18 protein-coding genes are annotated in these 18,116 nt (G+C 44.8%); 14 read left to right on the top strand and 4 right to left on the bottom strand.

Annotated elements, in window-relative coordinates; translation table 11 throughout:
* Positions 1-181: 181 nt before the first annotated feature.
* From queD to ACQEXT_RS14575, 3 genes are all read left to right on the top strand, one after another.
* Entirely contained in the window at positions 182-544 is a 363-nt protein-coding gene (gene queD, locus ACQEXT_RS14585; protein ID WP_171052143.1) for a 6-carboxytetrahydropterin synthase QueD, read from the top strand.
* 98 nt (positions 545-642) lie between these two features.
* A complete protein-coding gene (locus tag ACQEXT_RS14580) occupies positions 643-792 on the top strand; it encodes a hypothetical protein (RefSeq protein WP_426952761.1) in 150 nt (49 codons plus the stop codon).
* 400 nt (positions 793-1,192) lie between these two features.
* The gene (locus ACQEXT_RS14575) at positions 1,193-2,347 is read left to right on the top strand and encodes an amino acid permease (protein WP_426952726.1); all 1,155 of its coding nucleotides are present in this window, start codon (positions 1,193-1,195) and stop codon (positions 2,345-2,347) included.
* Positions 2,348-2,414: 67 nt separating this feature from the next.
* Here ACQEXT_RS14575 and ACQEXT_RS14570 read toward each other — a convergent pair whose 3' ends face one another.
* The 3 genes from ACQEXT_RS14570 to ACQEXT_RS14560 all read right to left on the bottom strand — a co-directional run bounded on the left by ACQEXT_RS14570 (position 2,415) and on the right by ACQEXT_RS14560 (position 6,023).
* Positions 2,415-3,776 (bottom strand): L-serine ammonia-lyase, encoded by a 1,362-nt coding sequence (locus ACQEXT_RS14570; protein WP_138971179.1) that lies wholly within the window; start codon positions 3,774-3,776, stop codon positions 2,415-2,417.
* Between the two features lie 95 nt (positions 3,777-3,871).
* Entirely contained in the window at positions 3,872-5,125 is a 1,254-nt protein-coding gene (locus tag ACQEXT_RS14565; protein WP_426952724.1) for an aromatic amino acid transport family protein, read from the bottom strand.
* A 289-nt stretch (positions 5,126-5,414) separates the two neighbouring features.
* Positions 5,415-6,023, bottom strand: a complete 609-nt coding sequence (locus ACQEXT_RS14560; RefSeq protein ID WP_426952722.1) for a CoA pyrophosphatase — start codon at positions 6,021-6,023, stop codon at positions 5,415-5,417.
* An 84-nt stretch (positions 6,024-6,107) separates the two neighbouring features.
* On the opposite strand from ACQEXT_RS14560, the gene ACQEXT_RS14555 reads away from it, so the two are divergent.
* Both ACQEXT_RS14555 and ACQEXT_RS14550 read left to right on the top strand, forming a co-directional pair.
* Positions 6,108-6,656, top strand: coding sequence for a heme NO-binding domain-containing protein (locus ACQEXT_RS14555; RefSeq protein ID WP_426952721.1), 549 nt, complete (start codon positions 6,108-6,110; stop codon positions 6,654-6,656).
* Positions 6,643-8,352, top strand: coding sequence for an ATP-binding protein (locus ACQEXT_RS14550; RefSeq protein ID WP_426952719.1), 1,710 nt, complete (start codon positions 6,643-6,645; stop codon positions 8,350-8,352). The genes ACQEXT_RS14555 and ACQEXT_RS14550 overlap by 14 nt, the downstream gene beginning before the upstream one ends.
* Positions 8,353-8,363: 11 nt before the next feature.
* Here the strand turns inward: ACQEXT_RS14550 and pabB are convergent, their stop codons facing one another.
* Positions 8,364-9,731 carry an aminodeoxychorismate synthase component I gene (gene pabB, locus ACQEXT_RS14545; RefSeq protein ID WP_426952717.1) on the bottom strand — a complete coding sequence of 456 codons (1,368 nt, stop codon included), beginning with the start codon at positions 9,729-9,731 and terminating at the stop codon, positions 8,364-8,366.
* A 168-nt stretch (positions 9,732-9,899) separates the two neighbouring features.
* Between pabB and ACQEXT_RS14540 the strand changes: the two genes are divergently transcribed.
* The 9 genes from ACQEXT_RS14540 to ACQEXT_RS14500 all read left to right on the top strand — a co-directional run bounded on the left by ACQEXT_RS14540 (position 9,900) and on the right by ACQEXT_RS14500 (position 18,030).
* The gene (locus tag ACQEXT_RS14540) at positions 9,900-11,423 is read left to right on the top strand and encodes a fumarate hydratase (RefSeq protein WP_138971185.1); all 1,524 of its coding nucleotides are present in this window, start codon (positions 9,900-9,902) and stop codon (positions 11,421-11,423) included.
* Between the two features lie 126 nt (positions 11,424-11,549).
* Positions 11,550-11,735 (top strand): hypothetical protein, encoded by a 186-nt coding sequence (locus tag ACQEXT_RS14535; protein ID WP_138971186.1) that lies wholly within the window; start codon positions 11,550-11,552, stop codon positions 11,733-11,735.
* Positions 11,736-11,854: 119 nt separating this feature from the next.
* On the top strand, positions 11,855-13,231 hold the full coding sequence (locus ACQEXT_RS14530; RefSeq protein WP_426952715.1) for a YcjX family protein: 1,377 nt from the start codon (positions 11,855-11,857) through the stop codon (positions 13,229-13,231).
* Positions 13,228-14,277, top strand: a complete 1,050-nt coding sequence (locus tag ACQEXT_RS14525) for a YcjF family protein (protein WP_426952713.1) — start codon at positions 13,228-13,230, stop codon at positions 14,275-14,277. The genes ACQEXT_RS14530 and ACQEXT_RS14525 overlap by 4 nt, the downstream gene beginning before the upstream one ends.
* A gap of 100 nt (positions 14,278-14,377) precedes the next feature.
* Positions 14,378-15,922: a transcriptional regulator TyrR gene (gene tyrR, locus ACQEXT_RS14520; protein ID WP_426952711.1), complete on the top strand. Its 1,545-nt coding sequence runs from the start codon at positions 14,378-14,380 to the stop codon at positions 15,920-15,922.
* Positions 15,923-16,501 (top strand): ribosomal protein S5-alanine N-acetyltransferase, encoded by a 579-nt coding sequence (rimJ, locus tag ACQEXT_RS14515; RefSeq protein WP_138971190.1) that lies wholly within the window; start codon positions 15,923-15,925, stop codon positions 16,499-16,501. It begins immediately after the preceding gene.
* A complete protein-coding gene (locus ACQEXT_RS14510) occupies positions 16,498-17,091 on the top strand; it encodes an HD domain-containing protein (RefSeq protein WP_426952710.1) in 594 nt (197 codons plus the stop codon). The genes rimJ and ACQEXT_RS14510 overlap by 4 nt, the downstream gene beginning before the upstream one ends.
* Positions 17,092-17,110: 19 nt before the next feature.
* Entirely contained in the window at positions 17,111-17,584 is a 474-nt protein-coding gene (locus tag ACQEXT_RS14505; RefSeq protein ID WP_138971192.1) for a DUF2947 domain-containing protein, read from the top strand.
* 278 nt (positions 17,585-17,862) lie between these two features.
* Positions 17,863-18,030 carry a hypothetical protein gene (locus ACQEXT_RS14500; RefSeq protein WP_171052144.1) on the top strand — a complete coding sequence of 56 codons (168 nt, stop codon included), beginning with the start codon at positions 17,863-17,865 and terminating at the stop codon, positions 18,028-18,030.
* Positions 18,031-18,116: the final 86 nt, after the last annotated feature.

Here is an 18,116-nt window from a genome sequence, read left to right as displayed (position 1 = left end):
TTTTGTAAATGTGATGTAAGGGGACTGTAAACAAGTAATTGACGTGCGACATTATTTCGACGTTCTAGAGGGGTTTTTCTGCGGGCAAGCGATTTCCTTATTGCAATCTGACCTGCAAAGCTTGTCACTACTATACTTATTCCTTAGTATTGCGCCTCTTTCGAAAAGCCTGAGAATCAAAATGAAAACTGAATTATACAAAGAGTTTATGTTTGAAGCGGCACACCACCTTCCACACGTTCCTGAAGGGCATAAGTGTGGGCGCTTGCACGGCCACTCTTTCTTAGTTCGCCTCTATGTTGAAGGTGAAGTTGACCCACATACAGGCTGGGTTGTCGACTTCGCTGAAATCAAAGCTGCGTTTAAGCCTATTTATGATCGACTAGACCACTACTATCTAAATGATATTGAGGGGTTAGAGAACCCGACCAGTGAGGTGCTGGCAAAGTGGATCTGGAACGAGCTTAAGCCGAGTCTGCCGCTTCTCAGCAAAGTAGAAATAAAAGAAACCTGCACCGCGGGATGTATTTACAAGGGTGAATAATCTCCTGATGTAGAGTAAAAAAGCGAAGCTATCTTCGCTTTTTTTGTGCCTGATTTAGGCTATGATTGGCAATGTTGAGTGACCTGTAAGGGATATATATGGCCGTGAAAACCGATCAGATCATGGATAAGAGTCAAGAGATCGCCAAGCAGGCGACTCAGGGAGCAGTGAAAGGGGTCATCCTCTCTCCGATAGATCTAATAAGAGAAGCGGGCAATGAGATCAAAGGGCGAGTAGTGAGTGAATAGTAACACTGTCACTTTGAACTGCTGATGGTTCTTTGACCACTTGGTAGTTAGGCCATTGCAATTGACGTCCTAGTCTATAAGATGGATTTATCTCACTTTGAGATAACGTAACTCAGGAAGGGTTACGCGTTTCCAATGGATTGTCTGTTGTATTAGGACATCTAAATGATTTTCAAGATTACTACACCTATTTTGGAGCCCACTGAAGGGTCGCCCCATCAAGCGGTATCGTCACGCATTTCTCTCTCTTCTTTTTTTGCTTTTCCCCCTCTTAGCAATTCCTTATTGCAGCCATATTCGTTTTCTCGATTTTATTTTTCGTATTGATTCCTGATTAGGACCATTACGTCTGTGCATCTGCACGTCTCAATAAATTTAAATAATTACGGTTTTACAGAAAATGAATACAAAACTTATCGGCAGCGCTTTAATTATCGCTGGCACAGCGCTTGGCGCCGGCATGCTTGCAATTCCTATGGTGCTTGCTCAATTTGGTCTACTTTACGGCACTGTGTTGATGGTGCTTATTTGGTTTGGAACCACATACTCCGCCTTACTATTACTAGAAGCAACCATCAAATCAGGTGGTGGATTGGGGCTAAACTCTATCGCACGTAAGACGCTAGGAAAAGGGGGGCAACTGTTAACGAATGCTTTGCTATACGCACTGCTTATCTGTCTGTTGATGGCTTATATTCTTGGCGCCGCAGATCTGCTCGTTCAGGCGATGAAAGTGGTTGGTGTCGAGCTCAGTTTTATCCATAGCCAAATCGTTTTCACTCTTACAACAGGCTTAATTGTTGCTTGCGGTACAGGCGTGATAGACAAGCTAAATCGTCTGCTATTCCTTGTGATGGTTGTCAGTCTATTGATGACATTGGCAGTATTACTACCTGAGTTTTCATTTGCCAATTTGAGCCAAGTGAGCAATGAGGATCATCTGGGCCTAATCCAAACTAGCGCAGTACTGTTTACGAGCTTCGGTTTTATGGTGGTGATTCCGAGTCTGGTCTCCTACAACAATGAAGCAACAGATAAACAGTTACGAAATATGGTGATAATCGGTTCGGTCATTCCATTGGTGTGTTACTTGTGTTGGTTGTTTGCGGTGGTTGGTAATTTGCCGTCAGACCAATTAAAACAGTTTGCGAGTGTTTCGCAGTTGATGGCTGGATTTGAGCATCAGGCTCCATGGGTGGGTGGATTCCTTTCTGTGTTCACTGGCTTGGCGTTATTGACCTCATTCTTTGGCGTAGCGATGTCGCTATTCCACCAAAACAGCGATACGTTCAACCAGAATAGAGTCATGACTTACGTTCTGACTTTTGTATTGCCATTAGTTGGTGCTATATGGGCTGCTGACCAGTTCTTATCTGTATTGGCTTACGCGGGTATAATACTAGTATTCCTTGCGGTATTTGTACCGCTGGCTATGGTTTACAAGCTACGTTTAGCAAAGACGTTAGATGAAAGATACACGGCTGAAGGTGGCGCTGTAATGATGATCTTTGGTTTTGTCTTTGGTGGTTTCTTACTGGTATCGCAAGTTATTTAAGCGTACTTAACGTCTAGACAATAAAAAGCCCGAGCAAATATGCTCGGGCTTTTTTCATCAGTAAAGTTTAGCAAATAACTTTAATTGCTAGGCCACCTTGAGATGTTTCACGGTACTTAGCATTCATGTCTTTACCTGTCTCTAGCATTGTTTCGATAACTTTATCTAGAGAAACTGTTGGAGCTGACGAGCGACGTAGCGCCATACGCGTAGAGTTAATTGCTTTAACCGCTGCGATGCCGTTACGTTCAATACATGGTACCTGAACCTGACCCGCTACTGGGTCACATGTTAGACCTAGGTTGTGTTCCATCGCGATTTCAGCTGCCATACAAACTTGCTCTGGGCTACCACCCATCAGTTCGGCTAGACCAGCTGCTGCCATTGAACATGCAACACCGACTTCGCCTTGACAACCTACTTCAGCACCTGAGATTGAAGCGTTACGCTTATAAAGACCGCCGATTGCGCCAGAAGCCGCGAAGTAACGGATGTAGTCTTTTTCAGTCACAGTCTGAATGAACTTATCGTAGTAAGCCAGTACCGCAGGAATGATGCCACAAGCACCGTTAGTTGGCGCTGTTACAACACGGCCACCTGCTGCATTCTCTTCGTTAACTGCGAAAGCAAACATGTTTACCCAGTCAACAACAGACATTGGGTCGTTAGTGGTTTTTTCAGAAGTCAGCAACTGTTGACGTAGTGCCGCTGCACGACGTGGCACACGCAGTGGACCAGGTAGGATACCTTCTGTATTCATACCGCGATCCATACAGTCACGCATTGTCTTCCAAATATTGGCGAAGTAAGTACGTGACTCTTCATCTGAGTGCAGAACCGCTTGGTTTTTCATCACTAGTGTACTGATAGATAAACCGTGTTCTTTACACTGATTCACAAGCTCTTCAGCGGTTGTGAATTCGTAAGGTGTTTTAATCGGGTTTTCTTCTTCTTTGCCGAAGTTTTCTTCATCAACAATGAAGCCACCACCGATAGAGTAGTAAGTCTTTGAGTACACTTTTTCGTCACCGATCCAAGCGTGGATCTGCATGCCGTTTTCATGTAGCTCTAGGTTGGTCGTATGGAAGTTCATACCACCTTCTTTCGGGAACGATACTGTATGACAGTGCATGCCAACAGGAAGGCGCTCAGTTTCTTCTACGCGTGCAATAAAGCCCGGAATAGAATCAATATCCACTTTCTCAGGGGTGTTGCCTGCAAGACCCATGATGATGGCGATATCTGTATGGTGACCTTTCCCTGTCAGTGATAGTGATCCATAAACGTCCACGGTGATTTTAGTGATGTCGCGCAATTTTCCCATTGAGCGTAAGTCATCAATAAACTCTTTACCCGCTTTCATTGGTCCCACTGTATGTGAGCTTGAAGGACCAACGCCGATCTTATAGATGTCAAAAACACTAATCATATCGATTACCTCAAAAGTAAGCCTCCCAGGGGGATAGGGAGGCTTTTTATTATCGTTATATTCTTGGATTAATCAGACTAAATTTAGTCTTTAGATTAAAGAGCGCCGTAGATTACAGAACTAATTGCCGCAAGACCACAGATTGTTGTGAAAATCTGTACTGGAGCAGAAGTTTTGTACTTAGCCATTGCAGGAACTTTCTGCATCGCGAATACAGGCATTAGGAACAAGATAGCTGCAATCATTGGAGCGCCCATTGTCTCAATCATGCCTAGGATGCTCGGGTTAACGATAGCAACGATCCAAGTAGTGATAACGATGAACAGCAGAGAACCTTTTTCGATCTTGCTTACAGGCGATTTAGCGCGAGACTTGATTAGACCAACTAGACCTTCATGTGCACCTAGGAAGTGACCGAAGTAGCTAGAAGTAATCGCTGCAAATGCAACTAGAGGACCCATGTAAGAAATCAGTGGAGATTCATGCACGTTCGCTAGGTAAGAAAGAACAGAGATGTTTTGCTCTTTAGCCAGCGATAGCTGCTCTGGAGATAGAGAAAGTACTACAGAGAACACGAAGAACATTACGAAGCCCATAAGCATCATCGCAGCACCACCAGTGATAGAGTCAGTTTTTTTAACTGCATCTTCACCGTACTGTAGGCGTTGTTCTTTAGAGAACTGAGAAATGATAGGACTGTGGTTGAAAGAGAACACGATGATAGGAATTGCTAGCCATACAACTGTTGGCATTGAGCTCCAGTCTGGTGCTACTTCAATCATCGACGTGTTCCAATCAGGGATAAGGTAGAAAGAAAGAGCAAGAAGGATTGCAACAAGTGGGTAAACCATTGCTGAAGTCGCTTTTAGCATCAATTCTTTACCAAATACCACACCCGCAGTCATTGCTGCGATAAGTGCGCCTGATAGTAACCAACGAGGAATGGATTCCATACCCATTTGGTTTACTAGGAATGAATCGACCGTGTTTGTAATACCAACACCGTAAATTAGAACGATTGGGTAGATAGCGAAGAAGTAAGCAAAAGTAATAAGGTTTGCGCCAGTCTTACCAAAATGTTCTTCAACAGTGTCTGTAATGTCAGCTTCAGGGTTTTTCGCTGATAGTACAAAACGTGCTAGAGATTTATGAGCGAACCAAGTCATTGGTGCCGCGATTAGAGCAAGGATAACTAATGGCCAAAAACCACCAGCACCCGCTTTAATAGGAAGGAAAAGCACGCCAGCACCTACCGCAGTACCGAAAAGCGACAGACACCAAGTGAAGTCTTTGTAAGTAAACTTACTAGACGATTGTGCGGTTGAAGCCGCAGAAGTTGTAGTATTCATTTTGTGATACTCATTTTTGGGAACAGGAAATAAGTCGGGGGCAATTTTGCATAAAAATCTTGCAGGAAAACTAGATCTAAATCATGAATTGATGCGAGCTATGTAATGATATGTCAAAAACAGGTTTTTGCTCACGAAAATGATGTGCTACTAGTGATTTATGCTAATGTGTGACATTAGAAAATCTAATATTGTTATTATTTTGTTTTATCTTTGTCGCAAGAAAACGGTTGCCTTATTGATAGTTAATTTAACTAATGTGAACAGAATATGTTGTTGTATGAGTAAATTAGTATTGATGCATTATATGATTCTGCATGGCGTGAATGATTTGCGCGGTCATTCCCCATATAAAGTGGTGTTGATATGACAAACCAAAGACACGATGTGAAAAATTGTTAACCTTAAATTTCTGACTATGGAGGTGATTTTTATCCAGAATGATCGAAGCAGGGACTTCAAACAGCTCGTCGACCTCATTCGCATCGATCTGGATTTCGTAGTCAGGCGAGATAAACGCTAAAAAAGGCGTGACCGTAAACTTACTAATGGTCACCAGTTCCGGCATTTGACCAAAGATCTCTATTTTATTCCTATCTATACCGACCTCTTCAAAGGTTTCTCTTAACGCTGTCTCTGCTAAGTTCGAATCGGAAGCCTCGTATTTACCGCCAGGAAAACTGATTTGACCAGGGTGGTGTTTGAGGTGTCGTGCTCGGCGAGTAAAAATGATGTTTAATCCGTGCTCGCGTTCAACGAACCCAATCAGAACGGATGCTTTACGAAGATGACTCTGTTTTAGGTGCGCGACTCGTTTTAATGCCTCTTGGTTATAATCGACAGTCTGCAGCAACTGAAAGCGTTGAATAATGTGGTTTTTATTTAGTTCTGACAACACGTTAGCTCCTTCATGTATTTGAAAAAGGCGTAAATATGACTCATGCTTTCTACTATACTCAAACAAGCAAGGATAGCGCTAAATATGAAAGGGATTATCTTCACTGAGTTTATGGATCTTGTGGAGCAAAAGTTTGGTTTAGATGAGTTGGATAGCTTACTTTTAGCTGCGGAAGATAGCGGTGTGTACACCACAGTCGGTAGCTATGATCATCGCAAACTTGTTCGACTCATTGTACACCTCAGTAAACGCACAGGAATATCACCAGAAGAACTGCAGCGTTTATTCGGACAATCCGTTTTTAAGAACCTGTATAACACTCTACCTAATAATTTTAGCCTAGAAGATTGCAAATCGTCTTTTCAATTCATTAAGTTAGTCGAGGACTACATTCATATTGAGGTCAAAAAACTCTACCCAGAGGCTAACCCGCCAAGATTTGACTTTATTAGCCAATCCAACACGGAATTGGTTTTTGACTATGTGAGTGTTCGTTGCATGTCTCATGTCTGCTTTGGTCTTATTGAAGGATGCGCTCAGTTTTACAATGAAGAATTGGCAATCTCTATGGATAAGGTTACAAGTGATGGCAGCCAAGTTAGATTTAAGGTGGAGCTGATTGGACAAGCATAATCAAAGTGGCTCGCCATTGGAGCGTAAGCTGCAGCGTGCGATAGAGGCGCGTAAGCAAGCCGAACAGTTGCTCGAAAGTAAGAGTTTGGAGCTATACCAAGCCAACCAACAATTAGAGTTAGTGTTGACGCAGCTTAAACACCAGACGCGCAGTGACCTCGATAAATTAGAGTTTGAGCAACAGATCAATGAAGCGCTAATTCACTACGGGCGAGCCTTCCTTAGACGTACCTTAGATGATGGTATGATTGCTAGCCTATTAGAGCGATTATCCTCAACGAAAGCCATTGAACGTGCAGCACTTTTTATTGAATCCAATTTAATTTCGACCATCGAGGGAACTGAGTTTGGTCCGGTGTCTGCGCGTGAGATTAGTACGGTAAAACCCTACTCAGTTTGGCAAGGCGATGTGTTGTGTTTGCCGATCGAAATTGATCATAAAACTGCTGGCGAGCTATCTGTGCGTGTCAGCGGCACTGAGATTGACCGGGATTTTATCACTAGCCAGATTACGCTCATTGGCGAACTGCTTTGTAGTGCGATTAGTCGCCAGATTATTGTAACCCGCCATCAAGAAGCACGTGCTCGGGCAGAGGAATCTGAGCGTTCAACTAAAGAGTTCGTCGCGATGATAAATCATGAGCTACGAACCCCTCTAAATGGCTTACTTGGCAGTGCTGAACTGCTTGCCAGCACTCCTCTCGATGAAGAGCAGCAAACCCTGCTTTCTAATCTCAGTCACTCAGGCGATCTGCTGCGCCACATTATCAACGATATTCTCGATTTCAGTAAAATGAATGCCGGAATGATGGAGCTCATCCCTTCACAGTTTACGTGGCAAGATCTGCACGACATGATTAATGGGATTTTCCAGCCAAAAGCTCAGGAGAAGGGTGTCGGATTTACAATTGAACGAGCAACGGAGATGCCTGCGGCGTTTATCGGTGACTTCGAACGAATAGGACAGATTTTGGTGAACCTTGTCGGCAATGCGATTAAGTTTACCGCGCAGGGAGAGGTCAAGTTAGTTGCCAAATGGCAAGCGGGTAGCTTGTGTGTCGCCATTATTGACAGCGGTGTTGGTATCAGTAAGGAATTACACAACAAGCTGTTTACCCCTTTTGTTCAGGTTGATAGGTCGGCAAAACGAAATTTTGAAGGGACAGGCCTTGGACTGGCGATTTGCAAAAACCTTGTTGATCTGATGGCGGGTGAGATCTCTCTGACTAGCGAACTGGGGCAGGGAAGCTGTTTTGAAGTCAAGCTCCCGCTTAAAGTGACACAAGCCGAGCCTCATAAAGAGGCGATAAAGGAGGCGGGACTAAGTAATAAATCGTTCGACAATTTAGCGATATTGGTTGTCGACGATATTCGTATGAACCAAGTCATCATCAATCAGATGTTGAAAAAACTGTCTATTACCCCAGATATTGCCACCAATGGTATTGAAGCGATCAAAGCGGTCGCTATCGGTCACTACGATATCGTCTTCATGGATTGCCGAATGCCTGAGATGGATGGCTTTGAAGCAACGACCTATCTTCGTCAGCAGGAGTGTACCTTGCCCATTATTGCGCTAACGGCAGGGACGACGTTAGAAGAGCGCGAAAAATGCATCCAATGTGGGATGGATGACATCTTAACCAAACCCTATACCGCCAAAGACTTGAAACTGATGCTCGAAAAGTGGACTTGAGATCTGTCCACTTATTCAGTAAGGATTGGAAGTATGCGGCTCAGTTTGTCGAGCGTTTCTTGATATTCGCAATCACACTGACTGTCAGCAACTAGGCCACCACCGGCCCAGACATGCAATAGCCCTTGTTCAGCGACCAGTGTTCGTATTGTGATGCTGGTATCCATTTGTCCATGACGACTGATGTAACCAATGCTGCCACAGTAGGCGTTACGACGATGGGGTTCCAGCTCTTCGATGATTTCCATCGCTCGGACTTTAGGTGCGCCGGTGATAGAGCCTCCCGGAAAGGACGCGCGCAGTAAATCAGCGGCGCTATATTGGTCATCAAGTTGAGCGCGAATAGTACTCACTAAGTGGTGAACGGCGGGAAAGCTTTCAATGTCGAACAATTTAGGGACATGTACAGTGCCAGGTTTGGCAACTCGCCCGACATCATTGCGCAGTAAGTCAACAATCATGAGATTCTCAGCTTGATCTTTTTCAGCATTGGCTAAGTCGTTTGCAGCTTGCTGATCAATGCTAGGGTCATCGCTACGTGGGCGAGTCCCTTTGATCGGTTTGGTCTCGATAAGACGCGCTTTGACTTGGAGGAAACGCTCAGGAGAAACACTTATTATTGCGCCTTGCTCGGTACGAATAAATGCCGAGAAAGGCCCTTGATTGACCTGCTCAAGCTTTTGATAAGCCTGCCACTCACTCCCTTGATAAGGTGCTGTAAATCGCTGTGCCAAATTGATCTGATAGCAATCTCCTGAACGAAGGTACTCCTGAACTTGTTCAAATTTGCCACGGTAGTCCGCTTTGGTCATGTTAGAGCACCAAGGACCAACAAGTGCGAACGGGTTACTTTTTTCTGGTGCGTGTTGGTTCAACCATTGCCAGTGCTTGTCAACATTTTGTCCGACAATACTTGCGTTCTGAAGTTGATGATCGACGATCAGCGCCCAGTCATATAATCCAACCGCCATATCGGGTGTTTTCAGGTCATGCTCCGCCAACACGGGCATGCGCTCGACGCGACGACCCAAGTCATACGCAAAATAACCCAGAGCCCCACCAATAAAAGGGAGCTCTCCATCGTACTCAATATCGGGCAACACGCGTGCCTGAACGTGTTTGATTAGCTCAAACGGGTTGGTGTCGGAGATTTCGATCTTATCGGCCATTTTTATGGTACTTCTCTCGCCCGTAGTAATGATTGTAGCGATGGGCTGTGCGACCAATATGTCAAAACGGCTATCAACATGAGTGGTTGAAGGTGAGCGAAGCAACATTGCCCAAGGCAAAGATTCGATGTGATTAAACAGCGAAACCGCTAGGTCATTTTTATAAGGGATCGGTTTGATTTCTAAGCGATTTGGCTTGATGTTATTCATTTGTTTAATTTGTGACAAAGAGATCGTTGATTACGTGGCGTGTTGAGAAAAGCAAGAGTATCATAATGGCATCAAAGGTCGCTACACCAGTGTTTCGCAAATATAAAATCAATAAGCAAACGCTTGTGTTCGGCTAGAAAAGGAAGCACAAAAATAACGAGGCATGCAATGACCGTAATTCGTCAACAGGATGTGATCAGCAGTGTAGCTGATGCGCTCCAGTACATTTCTTATTACCACCCATTAGACTTTGTCCAAGCCCTAGAAAAAGCCTATCAACGTGAAGAGAGCCAAGCGGCTAAAGACGCAATTGCTCAGATTCTGATTAACTCTCGTATGTCTGCGGAAGGGCATCGCCCAATCTGCCAAGATACTGGTATCGTCACTTGTTTCGTCAATATCGGTATGGCTGTGCAGTGGGACTCTACGGATCTAACGGTACAACAGATGGTCGATGAAGGTGTTCGTCAGGCTTACACTAACCCTGATAACCCACTTCGTGCATCGGTTCTCATGGATCCTGCGGGTAAACGTATTAACACCAAAGACAATACACCTGCGGTTGTTCATATCAACATGGTTCCGGGCGATAAAGTTGAGATTCAAATCGCGGCAAAAGGCGGCGGTAGTGAAAACAAAACCAAGATGGTTATGCTGAACCCATCAGATGACATTGCTGAATGGGTTGAAAAAACGTTGCCAACCATGGGTGCAGGCTGGTGTCCACCGGGCATGCTTGGTATCGGTATCGGTGGTACCGCTGAAAAAGCGGCGGTGCTGGCAAAAGAATCACTGATGGAGCACATCGATATCCAAGAGCTTATCGACCGTGGACCACAAAATGCAGAAGAAGAGCTCCGTCTTGATATCTTCAACCGCGTGAACAAGTTGGGTATTGGTGCGCAAGGTCTTGGCGGCTTAACCACAGTTGTTGATGTGAAAATCAAAACAGCACCCACTCATGCAGCATCCAAACCGGTATGTTTGATCCCTAACTGTGCGGCGACTCGTCACGTGCATTTCACTCTAGATGGTTCTGGTCCTGCTGATCTGACGCCACCGAAATTGGAAGAGTGGCCAGATATTACTTGGGAAGCGGGAGCGAACACGCGTCGTGTTAATCTCGACGAAGTGACACAGGCTGATGTTGAACAGTGGAAAACGGGTGAAACGGTACTGCTTTCAGGCAAGATACTCACTGGTCGTGATGCTGCGCATAAACGTATTCAAACGATGCTTGCAAACGGAGAAGGTCTACCAGAAGGTGTCGACTTCAAAGGCAAGTTTATCTACTACGTAGGCCCAGTTGACGCGGTCGGTGACGAAGCCGTAGGTCCAGCAGGTCCGACAACGTCGACACGTATGGATAAGTTCACAGACATGATGCTGGAAGAAACGGGCATCATGGGTATGATTGGTAAAGCTGAGCGTGGTCCAGCAACGGTTGAGTCAATCAAGAAACACAAAGCGGTTTACTTGATGGCGGTTGGTGGTGCGGCTTACTTGGTTGCTAAAGCGATTAAGAAAGCACGTGTTGTCGCGTTTGAAGACTTAGGTATGGAAGCGATCTACGAGTTTGAAGTGGAAGATATGCCTGTCACCGTCGCGGTTGACTCTAACGGTGCAAACGCTCACCAAATCGGCCCTGATACGTGGAAGGTGAAGATTCAGGAAATGGAATCTCAATCTTAATCACGTTTGTTAAGTTTGTGAGAAATCACAGATTTAATTGGCAGATATTTGACAAAGGTGGAGCAAAAGCTGCACCTTTTGTCTATATACTCTAATTTATTCTTATTCTAAACGTCAGGAGAGCACATGCCTCGCTTTATTCAAATTCTTCAGATAATCATTGCTGTGGTTATCGGCGCATTCGTCGGATATGACCTCATTCTTCATGGCATCAGTATCTTTGATGAAAAATATGTGACTATCACTTGTGCTTTGTTTGTGTTGCTTGAAATCGCACTGTTTGTTGTTTACAAGTTGATTGAAGACGATTAGTGCTCAACCGTAGTTTTACAACTTTAAGCCTCTGATTTTTATCAGAGGCTTTTTTGTTCATCTAGGATTAAGGTTACAATCAGTAAGCTAGTGGTCAGTGTGTATAAAAGAGATAGTGAATGAAGCATATTACTCAAGAAGTGAATGATTTAATCAGCAGAAGCGTCGATTCCCATGTTCGTATTGCCGTAACGGGTTTATCTCGAGCAGGTAAAACGGCGTTTATCAGTTCGCTAGTCAACCAGCTTCTTCATACTTCCACTCACGATAACTTACCTCTGTTAAGTGCTGCGCGTGACAAGCGTTTGGTTGGCGCAAAACGTGAACCGCAAACCAATATGCTCGTTCCTCGTTTTGGTTATGATGAGGCGATGGAACATGTCCTTGCTTTGCCACCGCAATGGCCTGAGCCAACGCGAGACGTCAGTGAAATACGTTTAGCGCTCAAGTATAAGCCAACCAAGAAAACCAAGAAGCTGTTTGGCAATACAGCAAAGTTACATATCGACATTATCGATTATCCGGGCGAATGGCTGCTGGATTTACCCCTGTTGGATATGAATTTTCATCAATGGTCTCAAAAGCAATTTGAGGCGTTAAAGGGGGGGCGTAAAGAGTTGGCCGAGGTTTGGTTAGCGCAATTAGATAAGCTGGATCTTTCAGCGCCACTGAACGAAAAAGAACTCGCTCTCATCTCTCAGAGCTATACGGAGTTTCTTTTCTCATGCAAAGAACAAGGATTGCACTGGGTACAGCCGGGGCGATTTGTGTTACCCGGCGAACTGGAAGGGGCGCCTGTGTTGCAGTTTTTCCCTTGTTCCTTTGATGACAATGCCAAGGTAGCGAAAGGCTCAAACTTGGCTATGTTGAAGGCTCGCTATCAGGAGTATCAGCAAAAAGTGGTTAAGGCGTTTTATAAGCACCACTTTTCAACGTTCGATCGTCAAATTGTGCTGGTGGACTGTTTGCAACCACTTAACGCGGGTTATGAGTCCTTTCACGATATGCGCCAAGCGTTAGAGCAAATCATGCATAGCTTCCGTTATGGTCGTAGCAGCATGCTCAAGCGTCTGTTTGCTCCGCGTATCGATAAAGTATTGTTTGCCGCAACCAAAGCAGATCATGTGACACCAGAACAGCATCCGCATCTCGTTTCTCTATTACAACAAATGGTGCATCCTGCATGGCAAACCGCCTCTTATGAAAACATAGAGATGAATTGCATGACGATGGCGTCAATACAGGCAACGGAGACGGGTTATATCAGTCAGGGTGAGCAGTCTTGCCCTGCCATTCGTGGAACGACGCTTGATGGAGAGACCATGACGGTGTTTCCTGGTGAGGTACCGAGAAAGCTTCCTGCAGCGGATTATTGGCAGCAGCAAGGGTTTGAGTTTACATCATTCAGACCGAGAGAGTGGGGTGGAGATGACCCGTTACCGCATATCCGTATGGACAAGGCACTAGAGTATTTGATTGGGGATAAGCTGAGATGAGTATGTCAGATAAAACGCAACTAAAACAGAAACACGTCTTCGACCAGACGTTTGGCGATGAGTCGTCCCCCATTCAACAAGAACTGACCTCACAGAAGCACTTTGAGCCGCAAGAAAAATTTGTGCCCGTTGAAATTGAAGTCGAACATCAAGATGACCGGACAGAGCAAAATCTAGAGCAAATTATTCGACCCCAAAAGGGTTCAAAGTGGTTTTCGATAGGCTTGTTAACTGCATTTTCAGGCTTGGTCGGGTGGCAAGCGATAGATAGCGTTGTCACTGCGATTCAAAGCGCAGATTGGCTCTCATTGGGGTGGTCAGGGTTTATCGCGACCATCGCTATGTTTGGAATTGGTTCCATTGGACGCGAACTCTATAAGCTGCGTAAGCTACGCAATCACTTTAGTGTACAAGAGCAAAGTGAGGCGTTGCTTGCTGCCAATAGTGTTGGCCAAGGGAAAGCATTTTGTCAGTCAGTGGCGAAACAGTCAGGTATTGGTACTGAGTCACCAAGTTATGACCGTTGGATCAATAGCATCAATGGTTCACATAGTGATAGTGAAGTGCTTGAAATGTATGACGCCATGGTGGTGGCAGAGCAAGATAAAATAGCCACTAAGATAGTCTCACAGCATGCAACGGAATCGGCGGCTTTGGTGGCGATTAGTCCACTTGCCATTGCTGATATGTTACTTGTCGCGTGGCGAAACTTCAAAATGATCGACAACCTCGCAGACGTTTATGGAGTAGAGCTGGGTTACTGGTCTAGACTCAAATTGTTCAAAGCGACTCTGGTCAACATAGCCGCTGCTGGAGCGAGCGAACTGGCGGTTGATGCAGGTATGGATCTGATGTCGATGGATCTCGCTGGAAGAGTCTCTGCCAGAGCGGGTCAAGGATTGGGTGTTGGCATTCTGACCGCAAGGTTGGGGCTCAAAGCGATGGCTTTACTTAGACCTTTACCGTGGAACAAAGAGCGCCAAGTTAGGTTAGGGGCGATCCGCAAGCAAATCGTTGAAAAAGTCGCCGCTATTACAATCAAATAGTGCGAATGTGAAGCAAGTAATATCAGTTTGCTTGACGAGGATCTAGGCTTAGTAGAAACTACTGTCAACTTTTCGTGACACCTTAGTTAGGAACTCATACGTGCGTCTAGAAGTTTTTTGTGAAGACAGACTTGGTTTGACTCGTGAATTGCTCGATATTCTTGCTTCGAAAAACATTGATCTTCGCGGTATCGAAATCGATGTGAGCGGTATTATCTACCTCAACTGTCCGGATATCGACTTTGATACCTTTAGTGAGCTTATGGCTGAAATTCGCCGTATCTCAGGTGTTAATGACGTTCGAAAAATCCAATTCATGCCAATTGAACGCCACAATAATGAGCTGATTTCTCTGCTTAACAACCTGCCAGAACCGGTATTGGCTATCGATTTAAAAGGCAATGTGGATATGGCAAACCACGCCGCGTTGACCCTATTTAGTCGTGAAGAAGCGGAAATCATTGGTCATCAGATCACCTCGTTGTTGCCTAACTTCAATTTCGCTAAGTGGGTTGAAGGTAAGATAACTCGATTGAGAGAAAATATCGTCATCGGTGGTTTGGATTACATGATGGAAATCATGCCTGTCTATATCAGTGATGAGTCAAATGAGTCTGTGCTGGCGAGTACGGTGATGATCATCCGTTCCGTACAGGAAAAAGCGATATTTGATGACTCTTTACCACTACACAATAACCTTGGGTTTGAGCATTTTGTCGGGGTGTCAAATAGACATAAGGCGCTGATTAGCCAAGCTAAGAAGCTGTCAATGCTTGACCAACCGCTACTCATTCAAGGTGAAACGGGAACCGGTAAAGAGATGCTAGCTCGTGCATGTCATAACCGTTCAAATCGCGCTGCTAAGCCGTTCTTGGTTTTGAGCTGTGCTTCGATGCCTGACGATGTTGCTGAAACTGAATTATTTGGTCACGCACCGGGTTCATTCAACCATGAGCAAGGCCATAAAGGTATATTTGAGCAAGCGAATGGCGGCACGGTTTTCCTTGATGAAATTGGGGAGATGAGCCCGCATCTGCAAATCAAATTACTGCGATTGCTACAAGATGGCACGTTTAGACGTGTCGGAGAAGAGCATGAAGTTCATGTCGATGTTAGGGTGATTGCTTCAACCAGACATCAACTGGCTGATTTAGCCGAGTCAGGCGTGTTCCGTGAAGATCTTTTTTATCGTCTCAACGTGCTTACATTACTTATTCCACCGTTAAGGGAACGCTCAAACGATATTGCACCGCTGCTTGAATTGTTTGTTGCTAAGTACGTAAAACAACTAGGCATATCGAAGCCGATCATCGCAGAGGATCTGGCTGACCAGTTAGTGACGTATCAATGGCCAGGTAACATGCGCCAGCTTGAAAACATGGTGCTTCGCGCTTTGACCGAGCTTGAAACGGACGACTTGACGGCGGATCTTTTCCATCTTCCTCAGCTCGAAACTCCGACATCAAATGGGCCGATATTGAGTTTGGATGGTTCACTTGATGAGATCATGAAAGAGTACGAATCTCAGGTGCTAGAACGCTTATATCACTCATTCCCGTCTAGTCGTAAACTCGCCAAGAGACTCAATGTTTCTCACACCTCGGTGGCAAACAAGTTACGTGAATATGGAATAAGAAAAAATTAAATGGAAAGAGTGAGTACCCCTACCCAAGTCTTTGAGTGGGATGAGGACATCGTCGTTCGTAGTGCAGAGCCTATGGATGGAAAACTGATCTCAGATTACTTTATTGCAAACAGAGAGCATTTAAAACCGTGGGAACCCAAGCGAGACGAAGCCTTTTTTGATGAATCCGGATGGACTCAGCGACTCATCAAACTCGCTGAGCTTCATCGAATGGGGCTGGGCTACTATTTGCTGATCCTTGACCGTTCGACAAATGAAATGTTAGGCACAATCTCGTTTAGCAATATCGCTCGGTTCCCATTCCATGCGTGTAATGTCGGTTACTCCCTAGCGCACTGTGCACAGGGAAGAGGCGCGATGACACGAGGATTAAAATTAGCGGTCAATTACATGTTCAACATTCAGAACATGCATCGCATTATGGCGAGTTATATGCCGCGCAATGTTCGCAGTGAAGCGGTATTGGAAAGGGTAGGATTTCAAAAAGAAGGCTTTGCGAAAGACTACTTGCTCATTGATGGGCAATGGGAAGATCATTGTTTAACGTCATTAGTTAATCCGAATTGGACACAAGTATGAGCGCTTCAAGATTAGAACAACAGTTGGCTCTGCTCATGGAGCTTGACCAGCTTAAATCCGTACTGAGACGCACCCGAGTCAAAAGCGCGGAAGGAAGGCTAGAAAATAGTGCTGAACACAGTTGGCATGTTGCTTTGATGGCGATCTTAATGGAAGAACATGCCAATCAACCGGTAGATATTTCTCGCGTGGTGAAAATGTTGCTTCTTCACGATGTGGTAGAAATTGATGCAGGTGATACCTTTGTCTATGATGTTGGCGCGTCGGCACAGCAAGAGCAGAAAGAGCTTGAAGCAGCCCAACGTTTGTTCGGTATGCTGCCAAGTGACCAAGGTCAGTCTTTGCTAGAACTGTGGCTAGAATTTGAATCTGCGACGTCAGCAGATGCTAAATTTGCCAAAGCATTGGACAGGATTATTCCAATGCTTTTGAACTACCATAACCAGGGGCAAAGCTGGCAAGAGCATGGTGTTACACGACAACAAGCGCTAACAGTGAATCAAAAAATAGAGTACGGCTCTGAGGCTCTATGGGAAAAAGCGCAGCAAATTATTAATGATGCGACTCTCAATGGCTGGCTAAAAGCATAACGCTTTAAGAGGAATATTAATGTCATACCAAACTTTGGACCAATACCAAAGAAAATGGATTTTTACTCACCAATCTATGCCAGTACCCGAGGCTGACTTAGAATCAATCAAACCGATGTCGCAAGCCCGAGCGTCTCAGTTATGGAAAGAAAACATCAGTGCTCAAAGTCCTGACTCAGAGCGTTTTAGCTCTAGTGACTGGCCGATGAAAGAATCTAACTGGAAAGAGACGGTGGACTGGATGTCTGCTTGGGAGTCCGATGATGAAGCGTTGCCTGCGGCAGTTGACGCTTTTATTGACTGGCAAGACGACGTTACGGTGTACTTTTGCTATGAGAAGTACAATATCATTGAGACCAAATGGTCGGTGTTTAAGAAGCATTGGAAGAATTTTCTTTTTTACGATGATGGCCCAATTTTAATTGGCCGCCGCCGTGGCGAAGCGCTTTGGTTTGATACCCAAGGCAATGTCAAAATGGGATTTCGAAAATAAAAAGAGCAGCCAATGGCTGCTCTTTTTATGTGCTATATGTGTCACTGTCTCAAAGTCGGGTCTATACTCGTCCCGATGGGGAACTGTTTTAAAAGATCATTGCTGGATCCAATAAGTGCCGGAAAAGTAAAGAGTTTGATCAATGAAATGATGTGATTTTAATCCCAAAAATGAACCTATATTTTGCGTGGATTTGGTATTTTGGTATCATTTTTTAGACAAATTAATTCAATGTGTAGTTTCTACAAACCATAGAGTCTTAGGGAAAAGCAGTGGCCATGAACATATCTAAATTACGCGAAGATTTTTATGCTCATATAAGTGCAATTCAAGCTTACGCGCTTCCGCAATCCAAGCCGACCTTATCGCTGCTGACAGATGAAGAGGTGCGAGAGTTAGAAGCATGTTGGATTGAACTTTCTGTGTGGAAGAACCAACAAGATTAAACACCTCTGCCCCTGTAGTCATATCATTGAATATTGATAACCTCGCGATTTCTGATCGTCGAGGTTTTTTATTGCCATAAATATCA

Origin of the sequence: Vibrio sp. TRT 29B02 (genome assembly GCF_050113655.1) — a bacterium.
Lineage (GTDB): Bacteria > Pseudomonadota > Gammaproteobacteria > Enterobacterales > Vibrionaceae > Vibrio.
This window is presented reverse-complemented; position numbering and strand designations above follow the sequence as displayed.